The sequence below is a fragment of the Cytobacillus sp. C11.1 genome, from assembly GCF_058145115.1.
Map to the genome: position 1 here is coordinate 4,598,873 of NZ_CM176935.1, position 22,111 is coordinate 4,620,983.

The window sequence follows — 22,111 nt, forward strand, 5'->3', positions numbered from 1 at the left end:
GCTCCTTTGTTCATATAACTCCTTGCTGCCTCCCCGAATCCTGTAAAAGCTTAAGTGTCTCCAAGTCGCTTTCCGCCGCAAGCTTAAACGGTTTTTTATAAGATTCCGGCCCTTTACCTGTGATAAAGATCCAATCATTCTTTTTCGCTTGCTGCCATGCTTTTTGAATGGCCAATGTCCGGTCGGCAATGACCTGTCCCTTGCCGTTTCCGAATTGTTCATTCAGCCTATGCAAATCACTGATCATCTTTTCCTCTGTTTCATCGTTTAAATCATCAGCAGTTAAATAAAATTGGCTGCTGTATCTTGCTGAAACCTTAATCATTTCTTCCCGCTTGGATTGGTCCCTGCCCCCGCGGAAGCCGTAAATATGAAAAATTCTTTCAGCTCCCTGCTGCCTTGCTGTTTCCAGACAGTACTCAAACGCATCCTTCGTATGGGCATAATCAACAACAAATTTTGCGCCGGTTGGATGTGTAATCGTTTCAAATCGTCCAGGTATTCCTGGAAAAGACGCAAGGGCTTTAATCATCTCATCGGATTCAATCCCCATATCCATGCCCGTTAAGAAAGCCATAGCGGCATTATAGACATTATGGTAACCAGGGAGAGGAAATTTGATTTTATAACGTCTATCATCCATTTTTAAAGTGAAAACTGTTTGGCCATTCAACTGTACGTCCTCAATGGAACAGCACTTATCATTTCCAAGCATAATTAATGGGACTTTCTCTATCTTCAGGTCTTCTGCCATTTTTTCTCCCCATGAATTATAAAGATTAACAACAGCTTTTCCCTCAGCTTTTAAAAGGGAAAAAATCTTTTTCTTATCATTAAAATAACTGTCCATATTTTTATGATAATCAAGGTGGTCATGTGCAAGATTTGTAAAAAGCCCATAGTCAATTTCCAGGCCTTCAGTTCTAGATTGTTCAAGTGCATGAGAGGAAATTTCCATCACAACAAATTCATCCATGCTTTTGCTTAGCATTTTTTGGATCTGTAAAGCGTCCGGCGTTGTATTCGTGGGCTTGTACACTTCATTATTAATCACATATGAAACAGTCCCAAGCAAAGAGCATGTCCGGCCGGCAGTCTCCAATATGTGCTTTAGTATATATGAGGTGGTTGTTTTGCCATTTGTTCCTGTAATGCCTACTATTTTATGTTCTCTTGATGGGTGGCCATAAAAACAGCTTGCAAGCTTTCCCAAACTTGTCCTGCTGTCTGCCACTCTTATATATGGAATATCTAATTGCAGATCCTCTTCCCCTACTACAGCAGCTGCGCCATTATGGACTGCTTGTTCGATAAATGAATGGCCGTCAGCCTGGAACCCTTTGATCGCTACAAACAAGCTCCCTTTCCCCACATGGCGTGAGTCCATTTCAATCTCTGTAATTTCCGGATCATTCGTAAATAAATCCATCTCCCCGCTATCCTTTAGGCATTTAATAACCTGGGATAATCTCATATTTCTGTCTCCTTTTATGTTTAAACTTCAGATTTTCTGTGTATAAGTCTAGAATCGTTATCTTTTATTTTCCCTCTTTTACAGGAAATATGCCCTCATAATAGAGAGAAATAACGGAGGAGTGCAAAATCGTTAAAACATCCTAGGCTTAAGGATAAATATGGGTGAACGGCTTTAAAAAATAAGCGATTCACCCTATTGAAATTATTGTTTATCCATATATTTACGCTATGGATAAAGGCCGCTTTGCAAACTGGGATAAATATTTTACATTTAATCTGCTGTGCTGGGAAATCAGATAGGCATCTCTTGTCGCACCTATTTTTCTTAATGTGTTTAGGGCCCTTATCATTCCCGCTTCTGTTTCCATTCCAATCCCATTTCCATAGAACATACCCCCGCCCAGATACACAGTATTCTCTCCCATCCAAACAGGGTGGTCATAATCAGGGTTATAAAAATAAACCACATCACCAGGGATAAAGTTTCTTCCTTTTTTTGTAATGATAGACAGATCGTGATCATAATTCCAGTCCCATACAAGAAGGCCCTGGAAAAGGGTGTTGAAACGGCTGACAGAAATGGAATCCAATACTGCTTTATAAAAAATCAGCACAATAGCTGTTGTACATTCAAAAGCATATTCCCTGCCGTTAGTAAACACATCCATGATGGCATCGGACGGCATTACCGAAGGATTAAGAAGATATCCATATTTTGTTCTTCTCCAAATGCGCGGATTAAAACGGGATGTGGCAAAGGGTGCAAATTCAATGGGACTTGCATGCAGCTGCCTTGCTGCTTTGATGATATTCTCCCTTAAGAGGATATCGAACAGCAATTCATGCATCGAATCATATTGATGAATCTCAGGACTGTTCTCCAGGGCAAAATATATTTCACGCTGAATTCCGAAAAAGCGGGCAATCCCAGGTTTATTCTGATTATTCGAAAGGACAATCATCGTTTTCCCCCCTTCAAAAGAACTTATAGTAGCTTATGGATTCTTTTAAAGGAGGGTTCCACCAAAATTGGTTTAGCCCTGAGCTGAATAATTATATGCTTGTTTCTATCTTTTGTTTGAGGCGGTTCCTCCAGCCATTGTGCCTTCTGTCTCCCTTTCTTTCCTTTTCCTGTATCTTTTCCCAAATCCGGTTAGACATGTGTACTAGCATATTTTAATTTGAAAGCGTTTTTATTTTTGTAAAATATCTTTTTTCTGAAAACACCTTGCTTTTCAATCTGTTTTGCTAGTACAATATTCAACATATTCTCAAGTTTCAGATACTTTGTATGGAGACATTTTATACAACAGGAGGCATGTTAGCATGGTGACATTTTTAGGCTCAATTGTCTTGCTTTTGGCGGGGTATGCAGTTTACTCAAAGGTGGTAGAGCGAATTTTTGGAATAAATGACAGTAGCCCAACACCGGCATATACAGAAAATGACGGAATGGATTATGTTCCGATGAGCTGGTGGAAAGGAAGTTTAATTCAATTATTGAATATTGCTGGACTTGGTCCAATTTTTGGTGCAATTATGGGAGCTTTATACGGACCTGTAGCATTTATCTGGATTGTGGCAGGTTCCATTTTTGCAGGCGCAGTTCATGATTATTTTTCAGGGATGCTTTCATTGAGGCACAAAGGTGAGCAATATCCAAGCCTTGTTGGCAGATATTTGGGCAAGGCTGCTAAAACGACAATAAATATTATTTCCCTAGTATTAATGATATTAGTTGCTGCGGCGTTTACCGCGGGTCCTGCACAGCTAATTTCCAGCTTAACGCCCTTAAGCTTTATGGCCTCGCTGCTTGCCATTTTTACTTATTTTTTACTGGCTGCCGTTTTGCCTGTAAATCGTATTATCGGTAAGATCTTATCCACTTTTTGGAGCCATTCTAATCTTTATGGCTGTATCAATTGCCATTGCATTGCTTTTCAGCGGAAAGTCGATTCCTAATGTGACACTGGCTAATTTCCATCCCGGGGAGCTTCCGATCTGGCCATTATTAATGGTTACGATTTCATGCGGAGCCATTTCAGGATTTCACTCGACACAAAGCCCAATTGTGGCCAGAACGTTAAAGAAAGAGAGCGATGGAAGAAAGGTCTTCTATGGCGCCATGATCGCGGAAGGCGTTATCGCACTCATTTGGGCCGCAGCGGGAATGACCTTTTTCGGAGGTACAGGAGGACTTCAGGAGGCACTGGCAGCCGGCGGTCCAGCTGGAGCGGTCAATGAAATTTCCAAAAGCCTGCTTGGTACACTAGGTGGAATCCTGGCAATATTAGGCGTTATCATTCTCCCGATTACAACAGGCGACACAGCTCTCCGTTCTTCTAGAATGATGCTGACAGACTTACTTTCCTCCTTCATGAACATGGAAGGCAAGTGGAAGGTTATCTTAACTACCCTGCCTGTCGCAATTCCGACTTTATACCTTTCTACAATTGATTACTCTTTCTTATGGAGATATGTAGGATGGACAAACCAGGTTGTTGCTACGGTTATGCTTTGGACAGGTGCGATGTACCTTTTGAGAAACAAGAAGTTTCATTGGATTTGCGGCGTACCAGCTATGTTTATGACAGGCGTTGTTTCTACTTACATCTTTTATGCGCCAGAGGGCTTTCAGATGGGTTATCAGTTGTCCATGATCATCGGATCGGTTATTACACTAGCTGTAGCAGGCTGGTATGTTTACCAAATTGTAAAAAATAAACAAACAAGTAAAGATGAAGCGAATTTAAAAGCTGCTTAATCAAATTGAAAGTGCACCTGAAAAAAAAGGTGCACTTTTTCAATTCATACAATTGCAGATTTACTCGGTTTCCTCTTCTGTTCCTTCTTCTGTTCCTTCTTCTGTTCCTTCTTCTGTTCCTGCATCTTCATTTTCCTCTGTGTTTGTCTCGTCCATTTCTTCTTCATTGCTGCACCCTGTTGCCAGACCTGTAATCATTAGAGCTGCCATCAAAGCTAATAACCATTTTTTCATTTTTTTCCTCCTTGGCTGCTTAAAATATATTACAGTGTTAATCATACAAAATCTGCTGGCATTTAAAAGGTTGTAATCCATTATTTTACAATCATTTACCTTATTTTTAAAAAGTTAATCGAAAATATAAAGTTATTTACCAAGTTACGGGACTAAAAGCTCTTTTTATTTATCTTAGTTACCCCTTCTATTCAATCAGCCCTGTCCCTTGAATATCAGCACTAACTTTTACTTTAAATTGAAGCCTTTGATATATTTCCTGCCATTCCTGCCATTCAGAATCATTTTGAAAATGCGAACCCCGATAGCGCAGTCCAAAACCAATTGGGTCTGCCCCTTGATCCTGCAGCTTTTTTAGTAGAGCAAGGGTGTCAGCTTCTATTTCCTTTTCCAGGGCTTCATTATATTTTTCGAGGTTTTGATCATTTAAATTGGTATGGGCCTCCTCTATAAGACCGCTCACTTTAATAGAGATATCCATAACTGGGTCCTTTCCCTGAGGTGTTCTGAGCTTAAAAGCAGTCTTTGCCTTTTTGGCACTTACAACGAAAATTTCATTTTCCTGTTTTACTTTAAACTGGGGACTCTCCAGGCCATTTTTAAGGAGATTCAGCAGTTTCGTTTCCTCTCTGTCCAGGAAAGCCGACTTTTTATAGTCATCTAATATAAGAGAAGAATTTATTTCAAGAAGATCCCCCTTTGCTTCAATTACTGGCATAACTGCACTAATTCCTCTGCTCTTATTTTCCCTGTAAAATTCAAATAGATATTTGGCAATCGTATAAGGAGACTCAGACCCTTTTAAATCAAAAGCCAGAAAAATCGTATTGGAGGGCAGACGCTCTGACTTGGGTTTTATCTTTAAGACTTCTTCAGCAGATGGTCTCCCTGCTGCAACCCATGCAATCATTTGAACATCACGCCTCCTTAAAAACCAGTCCAATTCTTTCTCAACATTTTGATCAAGGAGCTCTTCATCAAAAATAATGGCTTTCAAATGGCCGAAGTCCAATTCCTTATCCACCCTGGATTTAATAATCCGAATGGCATCCGATATCGTCTCCGAGTCTTCTGAAATAATGATAAAATTGCTTTCATCCGCTCTTGTCTCACCGGAAGGTATCGCAAGCTTCACAACCACTTTAATTTGATCCTCTGCTTCTGCTTTTCCTACTCCCATTGATACCACAAAAAAACGGTTATCGATGTCCTTGAAACCGCAGCCGGCCATCCCGATAATTGTAATAGAAGCAAGCATGATCCACATAACTTTTCTCATTATTTTTTCCTCCAGGCCACAATAATCAGAAGGATGACCATTAAATACTCCCCGGGCATTCTTATTTTCATCCACCACTCTGCTAACTTATAGGATTCCGTTTCATTTAAGTAGAATAAAAGAAAAAAGTACATGCCTGAAAAAAACCCGAGCAATATATGTTCAAGGGTTATACGCTTGTTTTTCCTTTTCTTCCCTGGAAATGCGCCAATGATAAGCTGCTGTCCGACATGCCAGTGAACAATCACATTAATAAGGGAGATGCCAATATACATGAGGAGAAAAATAAAAAATACCCTCTCCACAAATCCGAATTCCATTCTAATAGCATCTGCGCTTGTAAGCCAAGGATACTCAATCTCTCCAACGGCATCAAAACCATATATGCCAATCGGGACAAAGTATGTAGTGATCAGCATTCCCGCACCTGCAGGAATGAACAGCCATAAGTGATGCCGTCCAATCCTTTTCTTAAACATGCGATTAAAAATAACCATGTTCGCATAGCCGGAAAATAAATAGGTTGCTGCTGAAAGAGATTTCCAATTAGCCATTTCAAAAATATAAGTGGTCCCTTCACGTACTTCCTGCCAGTCGATAGATCCTGATAAATAGATTTTCAAAACGAGGAAAATAGCCAGCGGCCCGTTCAAAATTAGTACAATCTCAAGCAAAAATAATACTTTCTTGGTCTTTAGTAAGGCAGCAAGAGATACAAACACAATAAAAAGGAGGCCAATTTGCCACCCCTGCATATCAGGGTTAATGAACCTTTCCGTAATATGAGTAAAAGCGATCAGCGATATTACACCTGATGTAATCCAAATCATCGAAAAACAAATCAAGATTCCTTTTCCCATCCATACAGGCAAAAAAGATTCCTTTAAGATTTCCGGCAGCCCTTTTCCAGGAAACTTCGAAAGAGCTCCTATAAAAAGAAAGATTACTGCTATTCCGAGCGGAAGGGCTAAAATCAAAGCCATTACAGCTCCATCGCGCCGCTCATCTATTAAGATACGCGGTACAAAGACAATCAAGTTCGCAAGCATATTTAAAATGATTAAATAGTATAAGTACCTATTTTTCATTTTGCTGCTCCTTGCTTTCCATCTTTGCTTTCCCCTAAAAACACCCTTAAGTATGGATGGCCGAAACTATCAAGACTGACCAAATATACCACTAATCCCATTAGACCTACTATTAGCCCAATCATGCCCGTTAAGGTGCTAATAAAAAGAATCAGGTATTTTACAATACGCATAGAGAAGCTCATTTCGTTAATTGGAATAACGAAATTTGAAATGGCCACGGCCGATACAAGAATAATCATAATATTAGACACAAGCCCCGCTTCAGTTGCTGCCTGTCCTAAAATGAGCCCGCCCACAGTAGTGGCTGTTGAACCAATCGTTTTAGGAAGCCTTATGGATGCCTCTGTTAAAAGCTCCATCATTAAAAGCATAAACAATACTTCCAGATAGGTAGGATAGGGGACAGAAGATCGGCTCCCTGCAATCCCCAACGCAAGCTGAATCTGAAATACTTCCGGGTTATAAGAAGCAAGGGCCACATACAAACCCGGCAAAATAAGGCTGATTAATAAACCAAAATAGCGGAGCCCGTGCAAAAATTTCCCCACCCAATAGGGCTGGTAAAAATCCTCCATCGAACTCATAAAATCATAGAACACAGCCGGAAGAATTAAAGCAAAGGGCGAGCCCTCCATCAAAAGGACGATTTTTCCTTGTGATAGATTCAAAGCAATCCGGTCTGTACGTTCTGTTATCATAAAAACAGGAAATAAAGATCTTTTATTTGGCGTCAATAATCGATGAAATTCACCAGCGGATTGGATAATCTCGTTGGAATACTTTATCTCTTCTATTTTCTCCTTAAGATTACCAAGTACTTCCGGGTCCACTTTTTTGGCATCATAAAGCAAATGCATCTCTAAACCAGATACAGATCCAATTTCATTTTTTTCGACAGTCAAACTGGGTTGATGGTAACGATGCCTGATAATATTTAAATTGGTGCCCAAATCCTCACTAAGGGCAGTTTGCGGTCCCTGAATCGTAGTTTCAACGGAGGCATCCTGAACTCCCTGGCTAATATAATTTTTGAAGTTAACAGTATAGGCAGAATGCACAAACAGTATGAGCACACTTCCTCTCATCACTTCCTTTAAAGCCTGATCAAACTCAGCATATTCTTTTACTCCATTCAATGATTGAAGATATTGGGCAAACTGGTCTGTTTGGCTTATTTCAAAAAAAGGCTTTACAAGATCATTTTGAATTTTTTCCGTATCACAAATGCTGCTCAAATATACGAGAAGCACCTTTTGCCCTTCTATTTCCAAATCCTGAAATACAGCATCCATGGTATGTCCAATCTCTTTTTTAAAAAGAGATTTAATATCGGCAATCTGATTTTTCTTTTTAAACATATTATTCACCAACTAATGCAGATTACTAAATAGTCTCTCCTTAAGCAGTAGAATCATTCGGAATAAAGATTTCTTACTAACCTTAAATAAATTTGATTCTTTTTATTTTCAAGAGATACCTATAAACTCCGCCTGAGAACGTGTTCAGCAACGTTTCACTTATCCTGCTGCGGGTAATGAATACTAACTACCTAAAGGAGGTTATAATTGATGGCTGATAAAAAAAGACCTGCAGAAAATGATTCTATAGAGCAAGAACAAAAGAAAAAACACAACAAAGATATTGAGCCCCAAAGAGAGCCCGAAAAACCTCAGGAAGAGAATCGGAAATAAGGAGGATTACTTACATGGCAGATAAAAAATTGCAGAATGGAAAAATGGATAGACCGGAACAATATAAAACTGAAAAAGAAAGCTTATTTGATAAATTCGAGAGCGAAAAAAATGTTGACCCGCTTCCGGTAGAAGACCTCAACCTGGAAAAAGAGGAGGAAAAAAACGGCTCAAAAATAAAGAGCAGTTCATCAACAGAGGAAAAGTACAAAGCGGATTTTGAAACGATTGAAAAGAAGAAACTATTTGGCGATAAATACGATGATGGAACAAGATCGTGAGAATGGTGTGATCATATGAATCACCAAGAATTGAAAGATAAAATATGAAATGTTTTGGAAAACAGCAGAATTGGCACTCTGTCTACTGTTAAAAATAATGGCTGTTTTCGTAAAGTTTGTTGCTTACAAACCCTTATTTGACGGAACGAATGATCCAAACTACGTAGTTTTAGAAATTAAGCCTCAACAAATAAGGCTTGTAAATTCAAAGGAAAATTCTCCGAAGTCACTTGAGTTATAAAATCACATACAATAAATAAAAGAAACGTCAGCCCGGCAAAACCGTGCTGGCGTTTTTATTTTACGATTCTCATAAAATCTTTATAGTTTTCCAGATAAAAATTCGCACCTGGTGCCGTATTTTGAAAAAGACAGGTCTTAATTCCAAGGCTTTTAGCCGGCAGTATATCAATTTCCCTATCGCCGACTGCTAAATCTATCCTATGCTTTTTATGCAGAAATTCGTAGGAAGCGGGATGGGGCTTTCGAGGATATCCATCATCACCTGCAACCATATCCGTGAAGTAACCGTCTAGCTTATGATAAGCAAGAATGGCTGCAACATCCTCCCGTTCCTTATGTGTCATAATGACATTTTTATCTGCCAGCTTAAGCACATCCTCCAAATGCGGAAAAGGCTTTAAATCCTTAGGCTTAAGGCTCCTTGCCTGTTTTCGGATCGTCTTAATTTGTCCATCTGAAAGCTGGAAGTACTGAAAGGCATCTGTAAAAGAAATTTTTAATTGGGCAAATATCTCGTTATCCGGCATATTCGTGTTACCCATAACCTCTTTTACAATAGCCGTATAGGCCGGATACGTATCAAACAAAGTTCCATCAAAATCCCAGAGTATATTCATGAGGTAACTCTCCCTTCCTTATGCGTTACCTATTCTGCTCCTCTAAGTAGATAAACTATACCACTTCTACTTCTATTAAACCTCATTTCCACTTTCAATAAATTACTTTGACAAAGCCCTAACCAAATGCTAATTTTATAGCTAAAGAGACTTCATTCATACAACAGAACGGCCCATAAATAATGGGTACAATTTTTTAGAGGATGATTTGTGATGGATAAAGAAATTATTAAGCTGATCCGGAAAAGCTATAATATGACACAGCGTGACTTTGCAAGAATTGTCAGCTGCAGCTTTTCTTTAATCGCTCTAGTTGAGGTAGGCAAAAGAAGAGTCACAGCGGACCTTGAAAACAAGATCAAAAATGCATTTGACCTGGATGAGCAGCAGCTGCAATCCCTCTCCTCTCTTGTTTCAGAAATCAGCAAAGGTGTTCCCCCGTTTATGTAGGCTGGAATGCCCCTCGAAATTAGGCGCTATCATATCAAATTATGAAATTTAGGTAATAAGCTTCCAATTCCCTATTATTCCGCCCTTCGAATTGCCACCACTTTCAGCTGCTTACAGGAACACCTTCGAGAATTGGTTTTGGATATTTAGGTATTAGTCGATATTCTTTTATTGTAAGAGTAATATTCTTCTCCTTAAAATTCACCATAAAATAACATTTATATGGTTTTACAAAGAACTTTTCCATATAAAAACATGTCCCAAAAGATGTGCTTTTGGGACATGTTTTATCTGAAAATCCCCCTAAGAATCCATAAGCTTTTTTGTATATTTAGGATAGCTATTTTGCATGTTTCTATTCTTCTTCCCCATTATTTAAGAACAATAATGCTGCTGTCCGAAAAATCTCTGTGGTCTCTGCAAGTTCCTCAATATCCACATACTCATCAATTTGATGGGGAACTTCTCGGTCACCAGCTCCAATTGTCACAATCGGAACTCCCGCAACATGGAGAAAAGTACCGTCTGTAGCTCCTGGAACTCCATTATAAACAGGTTCTTTCCCGGTAACCTTGAATACCGCTTTTGCTGTTGCCTTTACTATCGCATTTTCCATATCAGTTTCAGTCCATGGACGGTCTTCTATTACTTCAAATTCGGCCTTAAAATCCGGATCCTGCTCGGATAATCGATTAATTATATCTCTAACCTCTCTTTTCAGCTCACTGTGGTCCTGACCGGGTACTGTCCTTATATCTAACGTTGTCATGCACTGATCTGGTATGACATTAATTTGAGCATCGCCTTTGACTGGCGCTTGCAAAATGGTTGGAGTGATACTTGGCCAGCCCAGCATTGGATGATTCCCCAACCTTTCTTTCTCTTTCTGTTCCAGCCGGTCCAGTTCACAGATTAGTTTCGCCATTCTCGTGTTGGGATTAACGCCACTTAAAGGGATTGCTCCGTGGGCCATTTTCCCAAATACATTTACAACTGCACGCATAGCACCTTTTTGTGTAATGCACACCTGATTTTCTTCTGGTTCACAAATGATTGCCCCATCTACATTATCCGCCCATCCCCGTTTTATAAAATTCTTTATGCCGATCATCATACCTTCTTCATCACACGGAATACAAAGTATGATTTTTCCATTCCATTCCTCATTATCTCTTAGAAGTGAATGAACAGCAGTGATCATACAAGCCAGATTTCCCTTTGTATCATTTGTACCTCTTCCATACATTCTTCCATTGATTATTTCTGCGCTAAAGGGATCATGTGTCCAGGCATCACGGTCACCTTCTGTTACAACATCTGTATGTCCTTCAAACAATAATGTCTTTCCTGGTCTTCCAGAGTCTATAATCCCAATGACATTTGGTCTTCCGGGCTCTACTTCTTCTATATGGACTTCGATTCCTAGCCCCTTCAAATAGTCAGCTGTAAACTGTGCTACCTTTTCTTCATTTGCTCCCTCTACCCCAGGTCGGTAAACACTCGGAATCTTTACCAAATTCTTTGTTAATTCCACGACTTCTTGTCCATCCCTTTTCAGCCGCTCTTGCCTTTCATTTGTTTTGATCATTTAAAAAACTCCTTCCTTGCCATCAGTATGCAATTTACCGTCCGAAGGCTTGTTAAAACTATGATTGGTGGCTAAACTTACTGTAATAAATCCTATTAATGAAATAAGAATTGGCAAAACTACTGTATGCATTCCAAATGCGTTTGGATAATAAGTATGGAAAAGTATATAGGAACCAACACCCAGGATCATCGAAGTGACTGCACCAAACTTATTGCCGGTATTCCAATACAAACCAAGAACAACTGGCCAAATGAAAGCTGCTTCAAGACCGCCAAAAGAAAAGAGATTCAGCCATATTAATAGATCAGGAGGACTAAGGGCCATCAAAAAGACTAATACGCCCAACACAGTCGTCACAGTAAGACTTATATTTTTTATGTTATTATCGGTGGCATCTGGCTTTATATAATTAAGATAAACATCTTTAACTACTGCTGAACTTACAATTAATAAAAGTGAGTCGACCGTTGACATAATTGCTGCCATAGGAGCTGCTAAAACTATACCAGCCAGCCATGCTGGCAAAACTTCCATCGCAATCATAGGCATCACTTTGTCACCGACATTGATTCCCGGCAGAATTGGCCTGGCGAAGACACCGATCAAATGCATTCCTAGCATAATGAACCCAACAACAATTGTTCCGATAATCAGAGCCTTGTGCATCGCTTTTGAATCTTTATAAGACATTGCCCTTACTGTTACCTGCGGCAGCCCTACTACCCCTACACCTACTAAAATCCAGAAGGAAGAAACATATAGAGGCGTCAAACTTCCATCATGGCCAAAAGGTGTTATTAAATTTGGGTTTTCAGCAGACAGATCCGAGATGATATTGGATAGGCCTCCACCCGCTATAACAGTTGCAACTAGCAGGATGAGTGTACCGAAGAACATTACAACTCCCTGTACTGTATCCGTAAGTGCTACAGCCCTAAATCCTCCAATAATTACATAAACCATTACTGATGCTGCAAAAAGAAACAAGGCAGCAGTGTATGACAGGCCTGTCAATGACTCTATTAATCTTGCTCCCCCTACCCATTGTGCAGCCATGGCAGAGAATAAAAATATGATTATGCTAAGGGCTGAAAGCAATACCACCCATTTGCTTTGATAGCGCTCTTTAAGAAAGTCAATTAATGTTACAGCGTTGTATTTCCTGGCAACAATCGCAAATTTTTTCCCTAAAACCATTAAAACAAAATAGCCAGTTGCCACTTGTGCCATTGAGAGCAATACCCAACCAAGCCCCTGATTATAGGCAACCCCCGGCCCACCAATAAAACTACTGGCACTTCCATATGTGGCTATCATTGTCATCGCCAAGATAAACCCGCCGAGCTGCCTCCCTCCAAGAAAATATTCCTCAAGGAAAGTATTGGTATTTTTCAATTGTTTACTGGCCCAGAAGCCAATAAAGAAAATCACGATTAAAAAAATGATAAGCGGAATCATCACTTCCCAATTCATTACGAGTTGCCCCCTTCATCCTCAAAGGGTACCTCTTTGAATAAAAATTTTACAGCAAGTATAACTAAAATAACCATTACTGCAAATCCTGCGACACAACTATAGAAGAACCATGCTGGCAAACCCCAAACATAAGAATAACTCTCTACGGATTTCGATCCCATTCCATATGCAAAGCCAAACCACCATATGAAATTAATGGTTACCAGGATAATACCAATCCAAGCTTCCCTATGCGAAATTTTAAACCGTGGATCTTTTTGATCAATCTCATACTTCATCCCTTTCCCCCCTTTTGAGTTTTACCCCATGCACACTTTATTGATGGATTTCTTGACAACATCTGTCAAAAGCTGCAATTGATTGGCGCTAATTGTTAATGGAGGAGCAATTGTGAGCACATTATTAAATCCTGCGACGGTGTCTCCATTTTTACCAATGAGCACGCCGAAACTTTTACATGATGCAATGATTTGATTAACTTTCCCTGTATTAAGAGGCTCTCTAGTAATTTTATCTTCAACTAACTCAATTCCCATCAAAAGTCCTTTTTGACGAATATCACCAACGTTAGAATGAGACAACATCTCTTTCATTAAATACATTAGCTGCTCGCCCATTGAATTTGACCTTTCTATTAATCTCTCGTCTTCCATAACCTCCAGATTCCTTAATGCTAAAGCACAGGCAGCGGGATTACCGCCAAACGTATTAACATGGCGAAAATGGTCATACTGTTCACTTCCTTTAAAAGTATCGAAAATTTCTTTTCGTACTGCAGTTGCAGCTAAAGGAAGGTAGCCGCTTGTAATGCCCTTTGCCATTGTAATTATATCCGGCCGGATTCCTTCATGCATAAACCCGAATTTTTTTCCCGTCCTTCCAAAACCGCAAATTACTTCGTCCATAATCAGCAGGGCACCGCTTTTTTTGCAGGCTTTTTCAACCTTTTTCAGGTACCCGTCTTGCTGAATCAGTACTCCGCCTCCTGTGATATAAGGTTCCATGATTACCGCTGCAACTGTTTCGCTCATTTCCCAATTAATAGTTTTTTCTAAGAGTCCTGCACATTCTATATGGCAATTCTCAGGATTATTATTAACCGGGCAGTGATAACAATCTGGGGGAACAGTATGGATGAACCCTGCTGCAAGTGGTTCATATTTATATTTTCTTTGTGCCTGACCGGTTGCTGAGAGAGCGCCCATTGTGTTCCCGTGATAGGACCTGTAACGGGAAATGACTTTGAATCGTCCTGATTGACCATTCTGTTCGTGATATTGGCGGGCTATTTTAAAGGCAGTTTCATTAGCTTCAGATCCGCTATTCGAAAAGAAAATAATATACTCTCCTTCAAGCCAATCGTTTAATTTTTCCGCTAATTTTATAGCAGGCATGTGGCTATGAGACATAGGAAAATATGCCATCTTACTTAATTGTTCTGCTGCCGCATCTGCAAATTCGGTCCTCCCATAACCTGAATTCACACACCAGAGTCCACTCATAGCGTCTAAATATCTCTCACCTTCTATATCTTCGACAAAAACGCCATCAGCCCTTTCGATAATTAAAGGTTTCGATTCAGGTGAGTAACGGTTCATGGCATGCCATATATAATTTCGATCCCTTTCAAATGCACTCTTTATCTGATCCAAATTTATACCTCCTTATAATCATAGCTATCACTTTTACCGTATTAGCTTTTTGTAGGAATTTACTTCATGAATTGCCCTTTCCTTAACTACTTTTCTCTCACTATTACCTAAAAGTTTGCTAAAATAAAATGCAGAATATTTATAATATTAATTTTAATATGAAATCCATTCTGACTCATTAGACAACTTATGTATAATTAAGTTAATTGATTTTACAAAGTGTCCAAAGGAGGAGAACGACTTGCCATCAAATCACACCTTGACTATTTCAGAATTATTTAACTTTACTTGTTTTAATGGTTATAAAGTTCTTGCAGGAAAAAAAGGTATAAACCGTAAGGTGAAATGGGCACATATTTTAGAAGTAACTGAAGTTGGAACGTTGATAAATGGAGGAGAATTGATTTTGACAACCGGTATCGGGTGGTCACAGCATCCAAAAACAGGAGTAAAATTCGTAAAAGAATTAATTCTTAGAGGAGCAGCCGGTATTTGCATCGAACTGCACACATACATAGATAACTTACCTGAGGCGATTATCCATATGGCAGAAGACGCTGATTTTCCAATTATCGTGTTTGAAAGACAAGTCCGATTTATAGATATAACCAGGAAAGTGTATGATTTACTGCATTTCCCAACTCCTGAAAAGCAATTCCTTTTTTGCCTGCAAAATTTATGGAATGGATCAAAATATGAACAATTGGAAGAAACAAAGAAAGAGTTGTTCAAACACTATGCAGATTTACCTGTCTACTCTGCACTTATTTTGGGTAATTTTAAAATGGATAGGGCTCGTTTATACTTAAAGGCAAAGAAAAATCAGTTATCGTTTATTCATAGTTATTTAAGTGATATCCCAGGTCATTTAATTCTATGGTTTGATGAATCCCAAAACGGATTAACCTTCAAAAACCGGGTTTTCAGTACTATACAGACACCATCTAATAATTATAAATTTATTTTGGGCGCCCAGGTCCGAAGTATTACATTAATCCAATCAAGTATCACTACATTAAAAAAAGCTCTTGATTATACTCGAAATTTTAAGAGCAGTAACTCTGTTATATACGAAGAACTTCATACTGAAAAGCTCCTGACCTCAATTGAGGAAAACGATTTACTTAATTGGATTAACGAGTATCTAATGCCCCTCATTGAGTATGACCGAAAAAATGATCGTAACTTGCTTTTTACTTTATATATCTATTTACAATGTTTAGGGAATAAGAAAGAAACAGCTAGCCGATTATTTATTGTTCGGCAAACGTTATACCATCGTCTTGAGAAACTAGAGGAGATTCTAGGCAGAGACTTTATTAAGGATACTAGTAAAAGACTAATGCTAGAGGTTGCATTAGCTGGTTATTTTACTAAATTAGTTGCTGAACAAGATACAATAGATATTATGCACACTTTTTAAAGGCCATCAATATAAAAAATGCTCTTTTCGTAAAGTTTGATGCTTCTCACTGCTAACTAAGTTTAATCAACGGGCAAAGTTTGTAGTAAAAACAACAATCTATGAGAAAAATAAATGGCAGCAAAATTCAGAATAGGCTTTTGCCGTGCCTCTCCGCCCATTTTGGCATAGTTTATATGGAGCTTTAGCATTTTAAAAAAAAGGAGAATGCCCAAATGTATCCATATGGCTATTATCAAGGTTATCTTCCTCAGCCTTCAGGCCACTTCACACCGGAGCTTCAGCAATTTGAACAATATGAGTCTGACAGACAGCCACCTCAGCTTGAAAGAAGGGTAACGGCTCTGGAGAGGCAAAATCAGGAACAATCGAGAGAAATTACACGTTTAAACAGGCAGCTAACTAACTTAACCGATCAAGTACGGATGCTAAATCAGACTGTTGACCGCCACACACGCAGGCTCAACAGATTAAATCAAAGACTAAGAGCTGTAGAAAATAGGCTTAATATTCCTTTCACTCCATTCGATGGAGAGTTTTAATGCTAAAAAAGAAGCATGGACCGGAATCCATGCTTCTTTTTTAAACTGCCATATCCTTTTCTTTATAAAACTTATAGGTTGCGAATAAAAAAATTAAAATTAATGCTGCAGATAAAATCAGGAAAACTCCTTCCAATCCTCCGCCGAACATAACCTGTTTTGCTTCAAAGTATTTAAAAGGTGTCAGGTACTTCAGAAAACCAATGGACGTACTAATGTCAATCATAATGGATAACAGAAAGCTACCCATTAGAACCGCCGTTGATAGCGATGCAGCTGTTTTTGGTTTCCTGGTGGCAGATGCAATTGCAGACCCCAGAAAGAGGAAAATCAACTGGAGGATAAACATTCCTGCCAGCAAAAGCGCAATGTCTCCATTCAAGCTTTTCCCATCGTTATAATACTCTACCGCTGCTGCAGAAGAAACGAAAGTGACGATATTGAATAGCAAAACATTCACTAGCGCAGCTATTAACTTCCATGTAATGACCTTGTTTCTTGAAATAGGTTTGACAAGTAAAAATTCAGCTGTTTTTTCCCGTTCTTCCTTTGAGACAATAGTCGACCCCAGCATACCGGCGTGGATTGCCGCCATTACCATCAAATACAAAAAAAGCACACCGTAATATCCTCCTGCAGTAGAGATATCAAGCGACCCAGTCCCCATAATCGCCTGCAGTGCCTTGGGCATGGCTTCCATTAATTCATTCATCGACTCACCGGACGAAGAAATTCCCCCATATTTACTCATACCGCCTGCAACCATCAACAAAATACCCATACACCAAAGAATCAAGGATTTACGGTTGGCTATTAGTTCCCTGAAAAATAAATTCATAGCAAGCACCTCCCTTCGCTATTAGATTGCAATATCCCTTTTTGAATAAATATAGTAAACAGCCGAAATTGATGCCAGAATAATGACCGCCCCCAAAGTTAGAAATACCGGTTCATAGCCTGAATTTTCAACGATATAGGCTGGATCAAAATATTTAAAAGGCGTAATATAGCGCATTGCTTCATCACCTGCGGCCGAACCAAAGATTCCAACCATGAAGAATCCAAAAACCGTTCCCAGTGAAACAGAAAGAACCGATTTAATACGCGGAACAATGACCGACACAAGAATCCCAATAGCCAGAAAAATAAGCTGCAGCAAAAATAAAGAAGCAGAAATCAGAACAAAAGCAGACATACTGTAACTTCCAGTCTTAACTATAGAAGCCATCATAGTTGCAGCCGTTATAAAAAAGATATTTGTTATGATTAATGAGACAACTGCAGCCAACAGTTTGGAAGTTAGAACTTGTTTCCGTGTTATAGGTTTGGTTAATAGAAAATCTGCTGTTTTTTCATGAATTTCTTTTGTTAATAGAGAGGTTCCAAGATTCATAGCCTGTATAGCCCCACAAAGGGATACATACAAAAACACATAAGAATAGAATCCCAGCAAAGTAGCAATACTATCAATTTCCAGACCGATTGCTTTTCGGACAGGTTCCGGAAAACCTTGAAGCACACTCTTAAATTCCTCGGCATCTCTTGCAACAGCAGGAAACATTGAAAAGAGAAGGATGGTTAAGCCAGCCAATGAAAGTGACCAGATTAGCGTTGATTTTCTGCAGGACTTCCATTCATGTATAAATATATTCATAACCTATTAGTCCTCCTTTTCGTAATAATGCATGAAAATCTCCTCCAGGTCAGGTTCATCAATCCAAATATTCACGATATTAATTCCAGCAATTTTCTTCATCACGGAATTCACATTCCCCTTAAATAAAAAGACTGCCGTCCTCTCATCTGCCTCCAGGTCATTAACACCTTCCATTTGAAAATATTCCCTGTCAATGGGGGCAGCTGTTTCGATTTTAAATTTTTTGTACGTACTCTCTTTCAGGGTGCTGATCTTTTCCAGCTTAGCGATTTTGCCTTCCTTAATAATGGCAACCCGGTCACACAATCTTTGCACCTCACTTAAGATGTGAGATGAAAAAAGGATAGTGGCACCTTTTTTATTTTCTTCTTTTAACAAATCAAAGAATTTTTGCTGCATAAGGGGATCCAATCCGCTCGTCGGTTCATCCAGGATAATCAGTTTAGGTTCATGAAGGAGTCCTTGGATGATCCCTACCTTTTTCCGGTTGCCCAGAGACAAATCATCAATCTTTTTAGAAAGGTCCAGATTCAAAATCTCTGCAAGTTCGTGAATTCGTTTGCTGCAGTCCTTTTTATAAAAGCTCGCAGAGTATTTTAACAAATCAAGAACCTTCATATTGTCATAATAAAAAACCTCAGACGGCAAATAACCAATATCCTTTTTTATCTCAGGTCCATATTTAATACAATCTTTTCCGAAAATCTTTGCACTGCCGCCAGTAGGATAAATGAGTCCCAGCAGTGTACGTATCGTGGTCGATTTTCCCGCTCCATTCGGACCGATAAAACCAAAAATTTCCCCTTCTTCCACTGTAAAACTAATATTATGGATCCCTCTTGCTTTCCCATAGGTTTTAGTCAGATTGCTGATTTCAATTACACTCATGGTACAGCCTCCTCATTTATAAAAATTCGGTGTTAAAGCTCATTTTTAATTTTGGCACCCTGCTAATTAGAGAAGAAGGCGCGAGATCCTCGAAAATGCATTCGCAATACCTGTGTGGTGTTAAGTCGGAGATGCTTGAAACACGTCCAGCGAGAGGAGCGTGTTAAAGGGAGACCCCGCAGGCGCTAATGCGCCGGGACTGCTCTCAGTTCGCTGAGCTCCTGGAGCGTAAATCAACAGGCAAGTTTAACCGAGTAAAAATTCAAGTACCGGCTACTTATCTTTGTAAAGAGACCTTTTTAACAGCTCAAGATACACATCCATTTCGTCCATTATTTTATCAATATCAATTTGCTCCAATTTCGCAGAAATCACTTGATCCTGCTGCTGATTGCCAAAACCTTCAATCGTCCAATAGATGATATTTACTGCTCTTTTAATATCAATACCTTCTTTAAATAGAGATGTGTCGATATCCGAAAAAAACTTCTCATAGCTTTTGGACAGCATTTCTTTATTTCTGCGTTCAAGTTCGCCTTTCACTTCCTCAGCCTCTTCCATGTAGGCCGCTTTAAAAAAATTTAATATTTCAGGATATACATCAAATAACTCAAATTTAATTAATGTGATTTGACGCAGCTTAATGAAGATATCCTTTTCTGACCAATCCAATTTTTCCGAAATCTTTTCAGAAAACACCTCCATCAAGTGATCATACAAAAATAAATACATATCTTTTTTATTATTAAAATAATGAAATAACAATCCCTTGGATATGTCAGCTTCTTTGACAATTTCGTTTGTTGAGGCATTACGGTAGCCTTTTTTTGCAAATACTTTTGTTGCCGCATTTATGATCCGATCCTGTTTCTCCGGATCCAAACTTAAAAACTTGGAAAACATTCTTTGTCTCCTTCACTTTAGTTTTGACCGAATTGGTCAACTGCAATTTCATTATATTCTCCTTGACCAAACTGGTCAATATAGTTTAAGAATTTTTTCAGCATTTTATGCCACATAAAAAAAGATCAGCCTGAACGTTAAGTTCAGAACTGACCTTTAAAGAATTCAACTAAGTTTTGCCAGACGCTCATAAATGTCCTTTAAATTTGCACAGCCTGAATTCTGCACTTTTTCACTCAATATACACCATAGCTGCGCGGTAAGCTTCGCATCCCCGAGCGCATGATGGCGGCCAATCACGGGAATGCCATTATATTCGCACAGTTCCTCTAATTTAAAAAGAGCCTGATCAGGTTCTGCCACCCTGTAAAGGAAGGACGTATCCAATATTTTATGCTTAAAAGGAGTGCGGTACAACTTCCAGCAACTGTGGCGCATAAAGCTTTTTTCATGATTTGCATGATGGGCAACAAGCGGCATATCCTTAACAAATTCAAAAAATCTGATCAAAACATCCGCTAGGGAAGGTGCTTCAACTAACTGATTCTCAGATAGCCCGGTTAGTTCCTTTATTTCTGGAGGAAGCGGTTTATCATATTGCACGAGGGAATAAAAACAATCTTTGTCGCAAATTTCCCCTCCGATTATTTTAACTGCTCCAATGGAAATGATTTGATCACCTTTATCCGGATAAAACCCTGTTGTCTCGATATCAAACACAACAACATTTAACTTTCTGATGGGTATGGCCATTGAATCGGCATTTTCCAGCTCCCTTTGCATTTGCCTGATAAACGCCATATGCTGGGCGTTCTGTCCATTCAAGCCCCCAAACATATTGGAATGAAGCTTCCCTTGAATTCCTCTGACAAATTGTACAAAAGGATCGAATCCCATTACACTACACCCTTTTCAACGGTCCTTATCACAAATTGATGAAGCTTTTTTCCATCCCTTAAAATACTTTTTAATTCATTTCTCTCCCCCTTCGTTAAGCTTTTTAATTGCAGGAAGTGGGTATCATCGTAGGTATCAGTTTGTTTATAGGTCAGAAGCCGCCATTTTAATAAAGTGGCAAAATTGTTTTGGTATCTGTTCATTACTGCACCATAGTCTTTCATATCTTGAAGCTTTTCCAGCCTGGCAATCGTTGACGTTTCAAATATCCCTTCTTTGATAGATAGAAGCCGAACCGCATTTACATAAGGGATAAATGCGGTGTATTTGAGATCCAGCTTACCTTGATGGGTTCCTTTTTCCTCCGGAAGAAGCTGGCCAATCGGACCAACCGCATTTTTCATATGCCTACTCGTTTCCATCAGCCGGCTCAGCAGATTGGGATCATGGTTAATACGATTATGAATGAGTGATTTTAATTCTCCAATATATTCATTTTCACCAGCCAGCGCTCGGCTATCGTAGAAAATATGCAGATTTCTCATTGTTTGCAAGTTTCCTTCTTCCATCCAATCTGATATCTGTTCCTTCCACTCCACTAAATCCCTGCACCATATCGGGTTGGAACTCATTACCTTTCCTTCGCAGTAGGGGTATCCAACTGTCTCAAGTCCTTCTGCTATCTCCTTGCCCAGCTTCAAAAAGTATGTTGCAGCCTCAGGATCTTCCGCTTCATATATCAGCCCATGGTCCTGGTCGCTTAAAAATCCTTGTTCCTTTCTCCCCCGCTTCCCGTAGCGAACCAGGCGAACTTCCATGAGGGTAATTTTTCATTATTCATTCGATCCAAAGCTATCTCAAAAACTGTTTTCATAACACGATCATGAAACTCATTCAGCGCATAAGCATCAGACCGAAAATTCAAGATTTGTTCATCTTTCCATTTTTTCAGGGAT

At 39.2% G+C, this 22,111-nt stretch carries 22 protein-coding genes and 2 pseudogenes; 7 read left to right on the forward strand and 17 right to left on the reverse strand.

Annotated elements, in window-relative coordinates:
- Nucleotides 1-10: 10 nt before the first annotated feature.
- A complete protein-coding gene (locus AC3ZVC_RS22720) occupies nucleotides 11-1,474 on the reverse strand; it encodes a UDP-N-acetylmuramoyl-L-alanyl-D-glutamate--2,6-diaminopimelate ligase (protein ID WP_490065351.1) in 1,464 nt (487 codons plus the stop codon).
- Between the two features lie 223 nt (nucleotides 1,475-1,697).
- Nucleotides 1,698-2,438 carry a protein-glutamine gamma-glutamyltransferase gene (locus AC3ZVC_RS22725; RefSeq protein WP_490065352.1) on the reverse strand — a complete coding sequence of 247 codons (741 nt, stop codon included), beginning with the start codon at nucleotides 2,436-2,438 and terminating at the stop codon, nucleotides 1,698-1,700.
- A gap of 364 nt (nucleotides 2,439-2,802) precedes the next feature.
- On the opposite strand from AC3ZVC_RS22725, the pseudogene AC3ZVC_RS22730 reads away from it, so the two are divergent.
- Nucleotides 2,803-4,240: pseudogene (locus AC3ZVC_RS22730) on the forward strand (carbon starvation CstA family protein).
- Nucleotides 4,241-4,300: 60 nt separating this feature from the next.
- Here AC3ZVC_RS22730 and AC3ZVC_RS22735 read toward each other — a convergent pair.
- The 4 genes from AC3ZVC_RS22735 to AC3ZVC_RS22750 all read right to left on the reverse strand — a co-directional run bounded on the left by AC3ZVC_RS22735 (nucleotide 4,301) and on the right by AC3ZVC_RS22750 (nucleotide 8,202).
- Nucleotides 4,301-4,474, reverse strand: a complete 174-nt coding sequence (locus tag AC3ZVC_RS22735; RefSeq protein ID WP_490065353.1) for a hypothetical protein — start codon at nucleotides 4,472-4,474, stop codon at nucleotides 4,301-4,303.
- A gap of 187 nt (nucleotides 4,475-4,661) precedes the next feature.
- Complete coding sequence (locus AC3ZVC_RS22740) at nucleotides 4,662-5,753, reverse strand: Ger(x)C family spore germination protein (RefSeq protein ID WP_490065354.1); 1,092 nt, start codon at nucleotides 5,751-5,753, stop codon at nucleotides 4,662-4,664.
- Complete coding sequence (locus tag AC3ZVC_RS22745; RefSeq protein ID WP_490065355.1) at nucleotides 5,753-6,841, reverse strand: GerAB/ArcD/ProY family transporter; 1,089 nt, start codon at nucleotides 6,839-6,841, stop codon at nucleotides 5,753-5,755. Before AC3ZVC_RS22745 ends, AC3ZVC_RS22740 begins: the two co-directional genes overlap by 1 nt.
- Nucleotides 6,838-8,202, reverse strand: a complete 1,365-nt coding sequence (locus AC3ZVC_RS22750; protein ID WP_490065356.1) for a spore germination protein — start codon at nucleotides 8,200-8,202, stop codon at nucleotides 6,838-6,840. The genes AC3ZVC_RS22745 and AC3ZVC_RS22750 overlap by 4 nt, the downstream gene beginning before the upstream one ends.
- A gap of 210 nt (nucleotides 8,203-8,412) precedes the next feature.
- Here AC3ZVC_RS22750 and AC3ZVC_RS22755 point away from each other — a divergent pair, with 210 nt between their 5' ends.
- The 3 genes and pseudogenes from AC3ZVC_RS22755 to AC3ZVC_RS22765 form a co-directional block, all read left to right on the forward strand.
- Nucleotides 8,413-8,535 (forward strand): 3-methyladenine DNA glycosylase, encoded by a 123-nt coding sequence (locus tag AC3ZVC_RS22755; protein WP_490065357.1) that lies wholly within the window; start codon nucleotides 8,413-8,415, stop codon nucleotides 8,533-8,535.
- Between the two features lie 14 nt (nucleotides 8,536-8,549).
- Nucleotides 8,550-8,816, forward strand: a complete 267-nt coding sequence (locus AC3ZVC_RS22760; protein WP_490065358.1) for a hypothetical protein — start codon at nucleotides 8,550-8,552, stop codon at nucleotides 8,814-8,816.
- A 136-nt stretch (nucleotides 8,817-8,952) separates the two neighbouring features.
- Nucleotides 8,953-9,057: pseudogene (locus AC3ZVC_RS22765) on the forward strand (pyridoxamine 5'-phosphate oxidase family protein); the annotation flags it as partial.
- Nucleotides 9,058-9,112: 55 nt separating this feature from the next.
- Here AC3ZVC_RS22765 and AC3ZVC_RS22770 read toward each other — a convergent pair.
- Nucleotides 9,113-9,676 carry an HAD hydrolase-like protein gene (locus AC3ZVC_RS22770; RefSeq protein ID WP_490065359.1) on the reverse strand — a complete coding sequence of 188 codons (564 nt, stop codon included), beginning with the start codon at nucleotides 9,674-9,676 and terminating at the stop codon, nucleotides 9,113-9,115.
- A gap of 213 nt (nucleotides 9,677-9,889) precedes the next feature.
- Between AC3ZVC_RS22770 and AC3ZVC_RS22775 the strand changes: the two genes are divergently transcribed.
- Nucleotides 9,890-10,126, forward strand: a complete 237-nt coding sequence (locus AC3ZVC_RS22775; RefSeq protein ID WP_490065360.1) for a helix-turn-helix domain-containing protein — start codon at nucleotides 9,890-9,892, stop codon at nucleotides 10,124-10,126.
- 355 nt (nucleotides 10,127-10,481) lie between these two features.
- On the opposite strand, the gene AC3ZVC_RS22780 is transcribed toward AC3ZVC_RS22775, so the two are convergent.
- From AC3ZVC_RS22780 to AC3ZVC_RS22795, 4 genes are read right to left on the reverse strand one after another with little or no spacing between them, the layout of a single operon-like run.
- Complete coding sequence (locus AC3ZVC_RS22780) at nucleotides 10,482-11,714, reverse strand: M20 family metallopeptidase (RefSeq protein ID WP_490065361.1); 1,233 nt, start codon at nucleotides 11,712-11,714, stop codon at nucleotides 10,482-10,484.
- Entirely contained in the window at nucleotides 11,715-13,190 is a 1,476-nt protein-coding gene (gene panF, locus AC3ZVC_RS22785; RefSeq protein WP_490065362.1) for a sodium/pantothenate symporter, read from the reverse strand.
- Nucleotides 13,190-13,471: a YhdT family protein gene (locus tag AC3ZVC_RS22790; protein WP_490065363.1), complete on the reverse strand. Its 282-nt coding sequence runs from the start codon at nucleotides 13,469-13,471 to the stop codon at nucleotides 13,190-13,192. Before AC3ZVC_RS22790 ends, panF begins: the two co-directional genes overlap by 1 nt.
- A 21-nt stretch (nucleotides 13,472-13,492) precedes the next feature.
- Nucleotides 13,493-14,845 carry an aspartate aminotransferase family protein gene (locus AC3ZVC_RS22795; RefSeq protein WP_490065364.1) on the reverse strand — a complete coding sequence of 451 codons (1,353 nt, stop codon included), beginning with the start codon at nucleotides 14,843-14,845 and terminating at the stop codon, nucleotides 13,493-13,495.
- A 241-nt stretch (nucleotides 14,846-15,086) separates the two neighbouring features.
- On the opposite strand from AC3ZVC_RS22795, the gene AC3ZVC_RS22800 reads away from it, so the two are divergent.
- Nucleotides 15,087-16,268, forward strand: coding sequence for a PucR family transcriptional regulator (locus tag AC3ZVC_RS22800; protein ID WP_490065365.1), 1,182 nt, complete (start codon nucleotides 15,087-15,089; stop codon nucleotides 16,266-16,268).
- A gap of 215 nt (nucleotides 16,269-16,483) precedes the next feature.
- The gene (locus AC3ZVC_RS22805) at nucleotides 16,484-16,810 is read left to right on the forward strand and encodes a hypothetical protein (RefSeq protein ID WP_490065366.1); all 327 of its coding nucleotides are present in this window, start codon (nucleotides 16,484-16,486) and stop codon (nucleotides 16,808-16,810) included.
- Nucleotides 16,811-16,850: 40 nt separating this feature from the next.
- On the opposite strand, the gene AC3ZVC_RS22810 is transcribed toward AC3ZVC_RS22805, so the two are convergent.
- The 6 genes from AC3ZVC_RS22810 to AC3ZVC_RS22835 form a co-directional block, all read right to left on the reverse strand.
- Nucleotides 16,851-17,648, reverse strand: a complete 798-nt coding sequence (locus AC3ZVC_RS22810; protein WP_490065367.1) for an ABC transporter permease subunit — start codon at nucleotides 17,646-17,648, stop codon at nucleotides 16,851-16,853.
- Between the two features lie 21 nt (nucleotides 17,649-17,669).
- Nucleotides 17,670-18,464: an ABC transporter permease subunit gene (locus AC3ZVC_RS22815; protein WP_490065368.1), complete on the reverse strand. Its 795-nt coding sequence runs from the start codon at nucleotides 18,462-18,464 to the stop codon at nucleotides 17,670-17,672.
- 6 nt (nucleotides 18,465-18,470) lie between these two features.
- A complete protein-coding gene (locus tag AC3ZVC_RS22820) occupies nucleotides 18,471-19,355 on the reverse strand; it encodes an ABC transporter ATP-binding protein (RefSeq protein WP_490065369.1) in 885 nt (294 codons plus the stop codon).
- Nucleotides 19,356-19,628: 273 nt separating this feature from the next.
- Complete coding sequence (locus AC3ZVC_RS22825; protein ID WP_490065370.1) at nucleotides 19,629-20,258, reverse strand: TetR/AcrR family transcriptional regulator; 630 nt, start codon at nucleotides 20,256-20,258, stop codon at nucleotides 19,629-19,631.
- Nucleotides 20,259-20,423: 165 nt separating this feature from the next.
- Entirely contained in the window at nucleotides 20,424-21,155 is a 732-nt protein-coding gene (locus tag AC3ZVC_RS22830) for an exonuclease domain-containing protein (RefSeq protein WP_490065371.1), read from the reverse strand.
- Entirely contained in the window at nucleotides 21,155-21,973 is an 819-nt protein-coding gene (locus AC3ZVC_RS22835) for a DUF294 nucleotidyltransferase-like domain-containing protein (protein WP_490065372.1), read from the reverse strand. The genes AC3ZVC_RS22830 and AC3ZVC_RS22835 overlap by 1 nt, the downstream gene beginning before the upstream one ends.
- Nucleotides 21,974-22,111: the final 138 nt, after the last annotated feature.

Coding starts and splice junctions, on each gene's coding strand:
- AC3ZVC_RS22725 (WP_490065352.1), bottom strand. CDS start 2,438: ATGATTGTCCTTTCGAATAATCAGAATAAACCTGGGATTGCCCGCTTT.
- AC3ZVC_RS22835 (WP_490065372.1), bottom strand. CDS start 21,973: ATGGAAGTTCGCCTGGTTCGCTACGGGAAGCGGGGGAGAAAGGAACAA.
- AC3ZVC_RS22805 (WP_490065366.1), top strand. CDS start 16,484: ATGTATCCATATGGCTATTATCAAGGTTATCTTCCTCAGCCTTCAGGC.
- AC3ZVC_RS22825 (WP_490065370.1), bottom strand. CDS start 20,258: ATGTTTTCCAAGTTTTTAAGTTTGGATCCGGAGAAACAGGATCGGATC.
- AC3ZVC_RS22760 (WP_490065358.1), top strand. CDS start 8,550: ATGGCAGATAAAAAATTGCAGAATGGAAAAATGGATAGACCGGAACAA.
- AC3ZVC_RS22790 (WP_490065363.1), bottom strand. CDS start 13,471: ATGAAGTATGAGATTGATCAAAAAGATCCACGGTTTAAAATTTCGCAT.
- AC3ZVC_RS22775 (WP_490065360.1), top strand. CDS start 9,890: ATGGATAAAGAAATTATTAAGCTGATCCGGAAAAGCTATAATATGACA.
- AC3ZVC_RS22780 (WP_490065361.1), bottom strand. CDS start 11,714: ATGATCAAAACAAATGAAAGGCAAGAGCGGCTGAAAAGGGATGGACAA.
- AC3ZVC_RS22735 (WP_490065353.1), bottom strand. CDS start 4,474: ATGAAAAAATGGTTATTAGCTTTGATGGCAGCTCTAATGATTACAGGT.
- AC3ZVC_RS22755 (WP_490065357.1), top strand. CDS start 8,413: ATGGCTGATAAAAAAAGACCTGCAGAAAATGATTCTATAGAGCAAGAA.
- AC3ZVC_RS22720 (WP_490065351.1), bottom strand. CDS start 1,474: ATGAGATTATCCCAGGTTATTAAATGCCTAAAGGATAGCGGGGAGATG.
- AC3ZVC_RS22745 (WP_490065355.1), bottom strand. CDS start 6,841: ATGAAAAATAGGTACTTATACTATTTAATCATTTTAAATATGCTTGCG.
- AC3ZVC_RS22750 (WP_490065356.1), bottom strand. CDS start 8,202: ATGTTTAAAAAGAAAAATCAGATTGCCGATATTAAATCTCTTTTTAAA.
- AC3ZVC_RS22830 (WP_490065371.1), bottom strand. CDS start 21,155: ATGGGATTCGATCCTTTTGTACAATTTGTCAGAGGAATTCAAGGGAAG.
- AC3ZVC_RS22820 (WP_490065369.1), bottom strand. CDS start 19,355: ATGAGTGTAATTGAAATCAGCAATCTGACTAAAACCTATGGGAAAGCA.
- AC3ZVC_RS22815 (WP_490065368.1), bottom strand. CDS start 18,464: ATGAATATATTTATACATGAATGGAAGTCCTGCAGAAAATCAACGCTA.
- AC3ZVC_RS22770 (WP_490065359.1), bottom strand. CDS start 9,676: ATGAATATACTCTGGGATTTTGATGGAACTTTGTTTGATACGTATCCG.
- panF (WP_490065362.1), bottom strand. CDS start 13,190: ATGAATTGGGAAGTGATGATTCCGCTTATCATTTTTTTAATCGTGATT.
- AC3ZVC_RS22810 (WP_490065367.1), bottom strand. CDS start 17,648: ATGAATTTATTTTTCAGGGAACTAATAGCCAACCGTAAATCCTTGATT.
- AC3ZVC_RS22740 (WP_490065354.1), bottom strand. CDS start 5,753: ATGAGAAAAGTTATGTGGATCATGCTTGCTTCTATTACAATTATCGGG.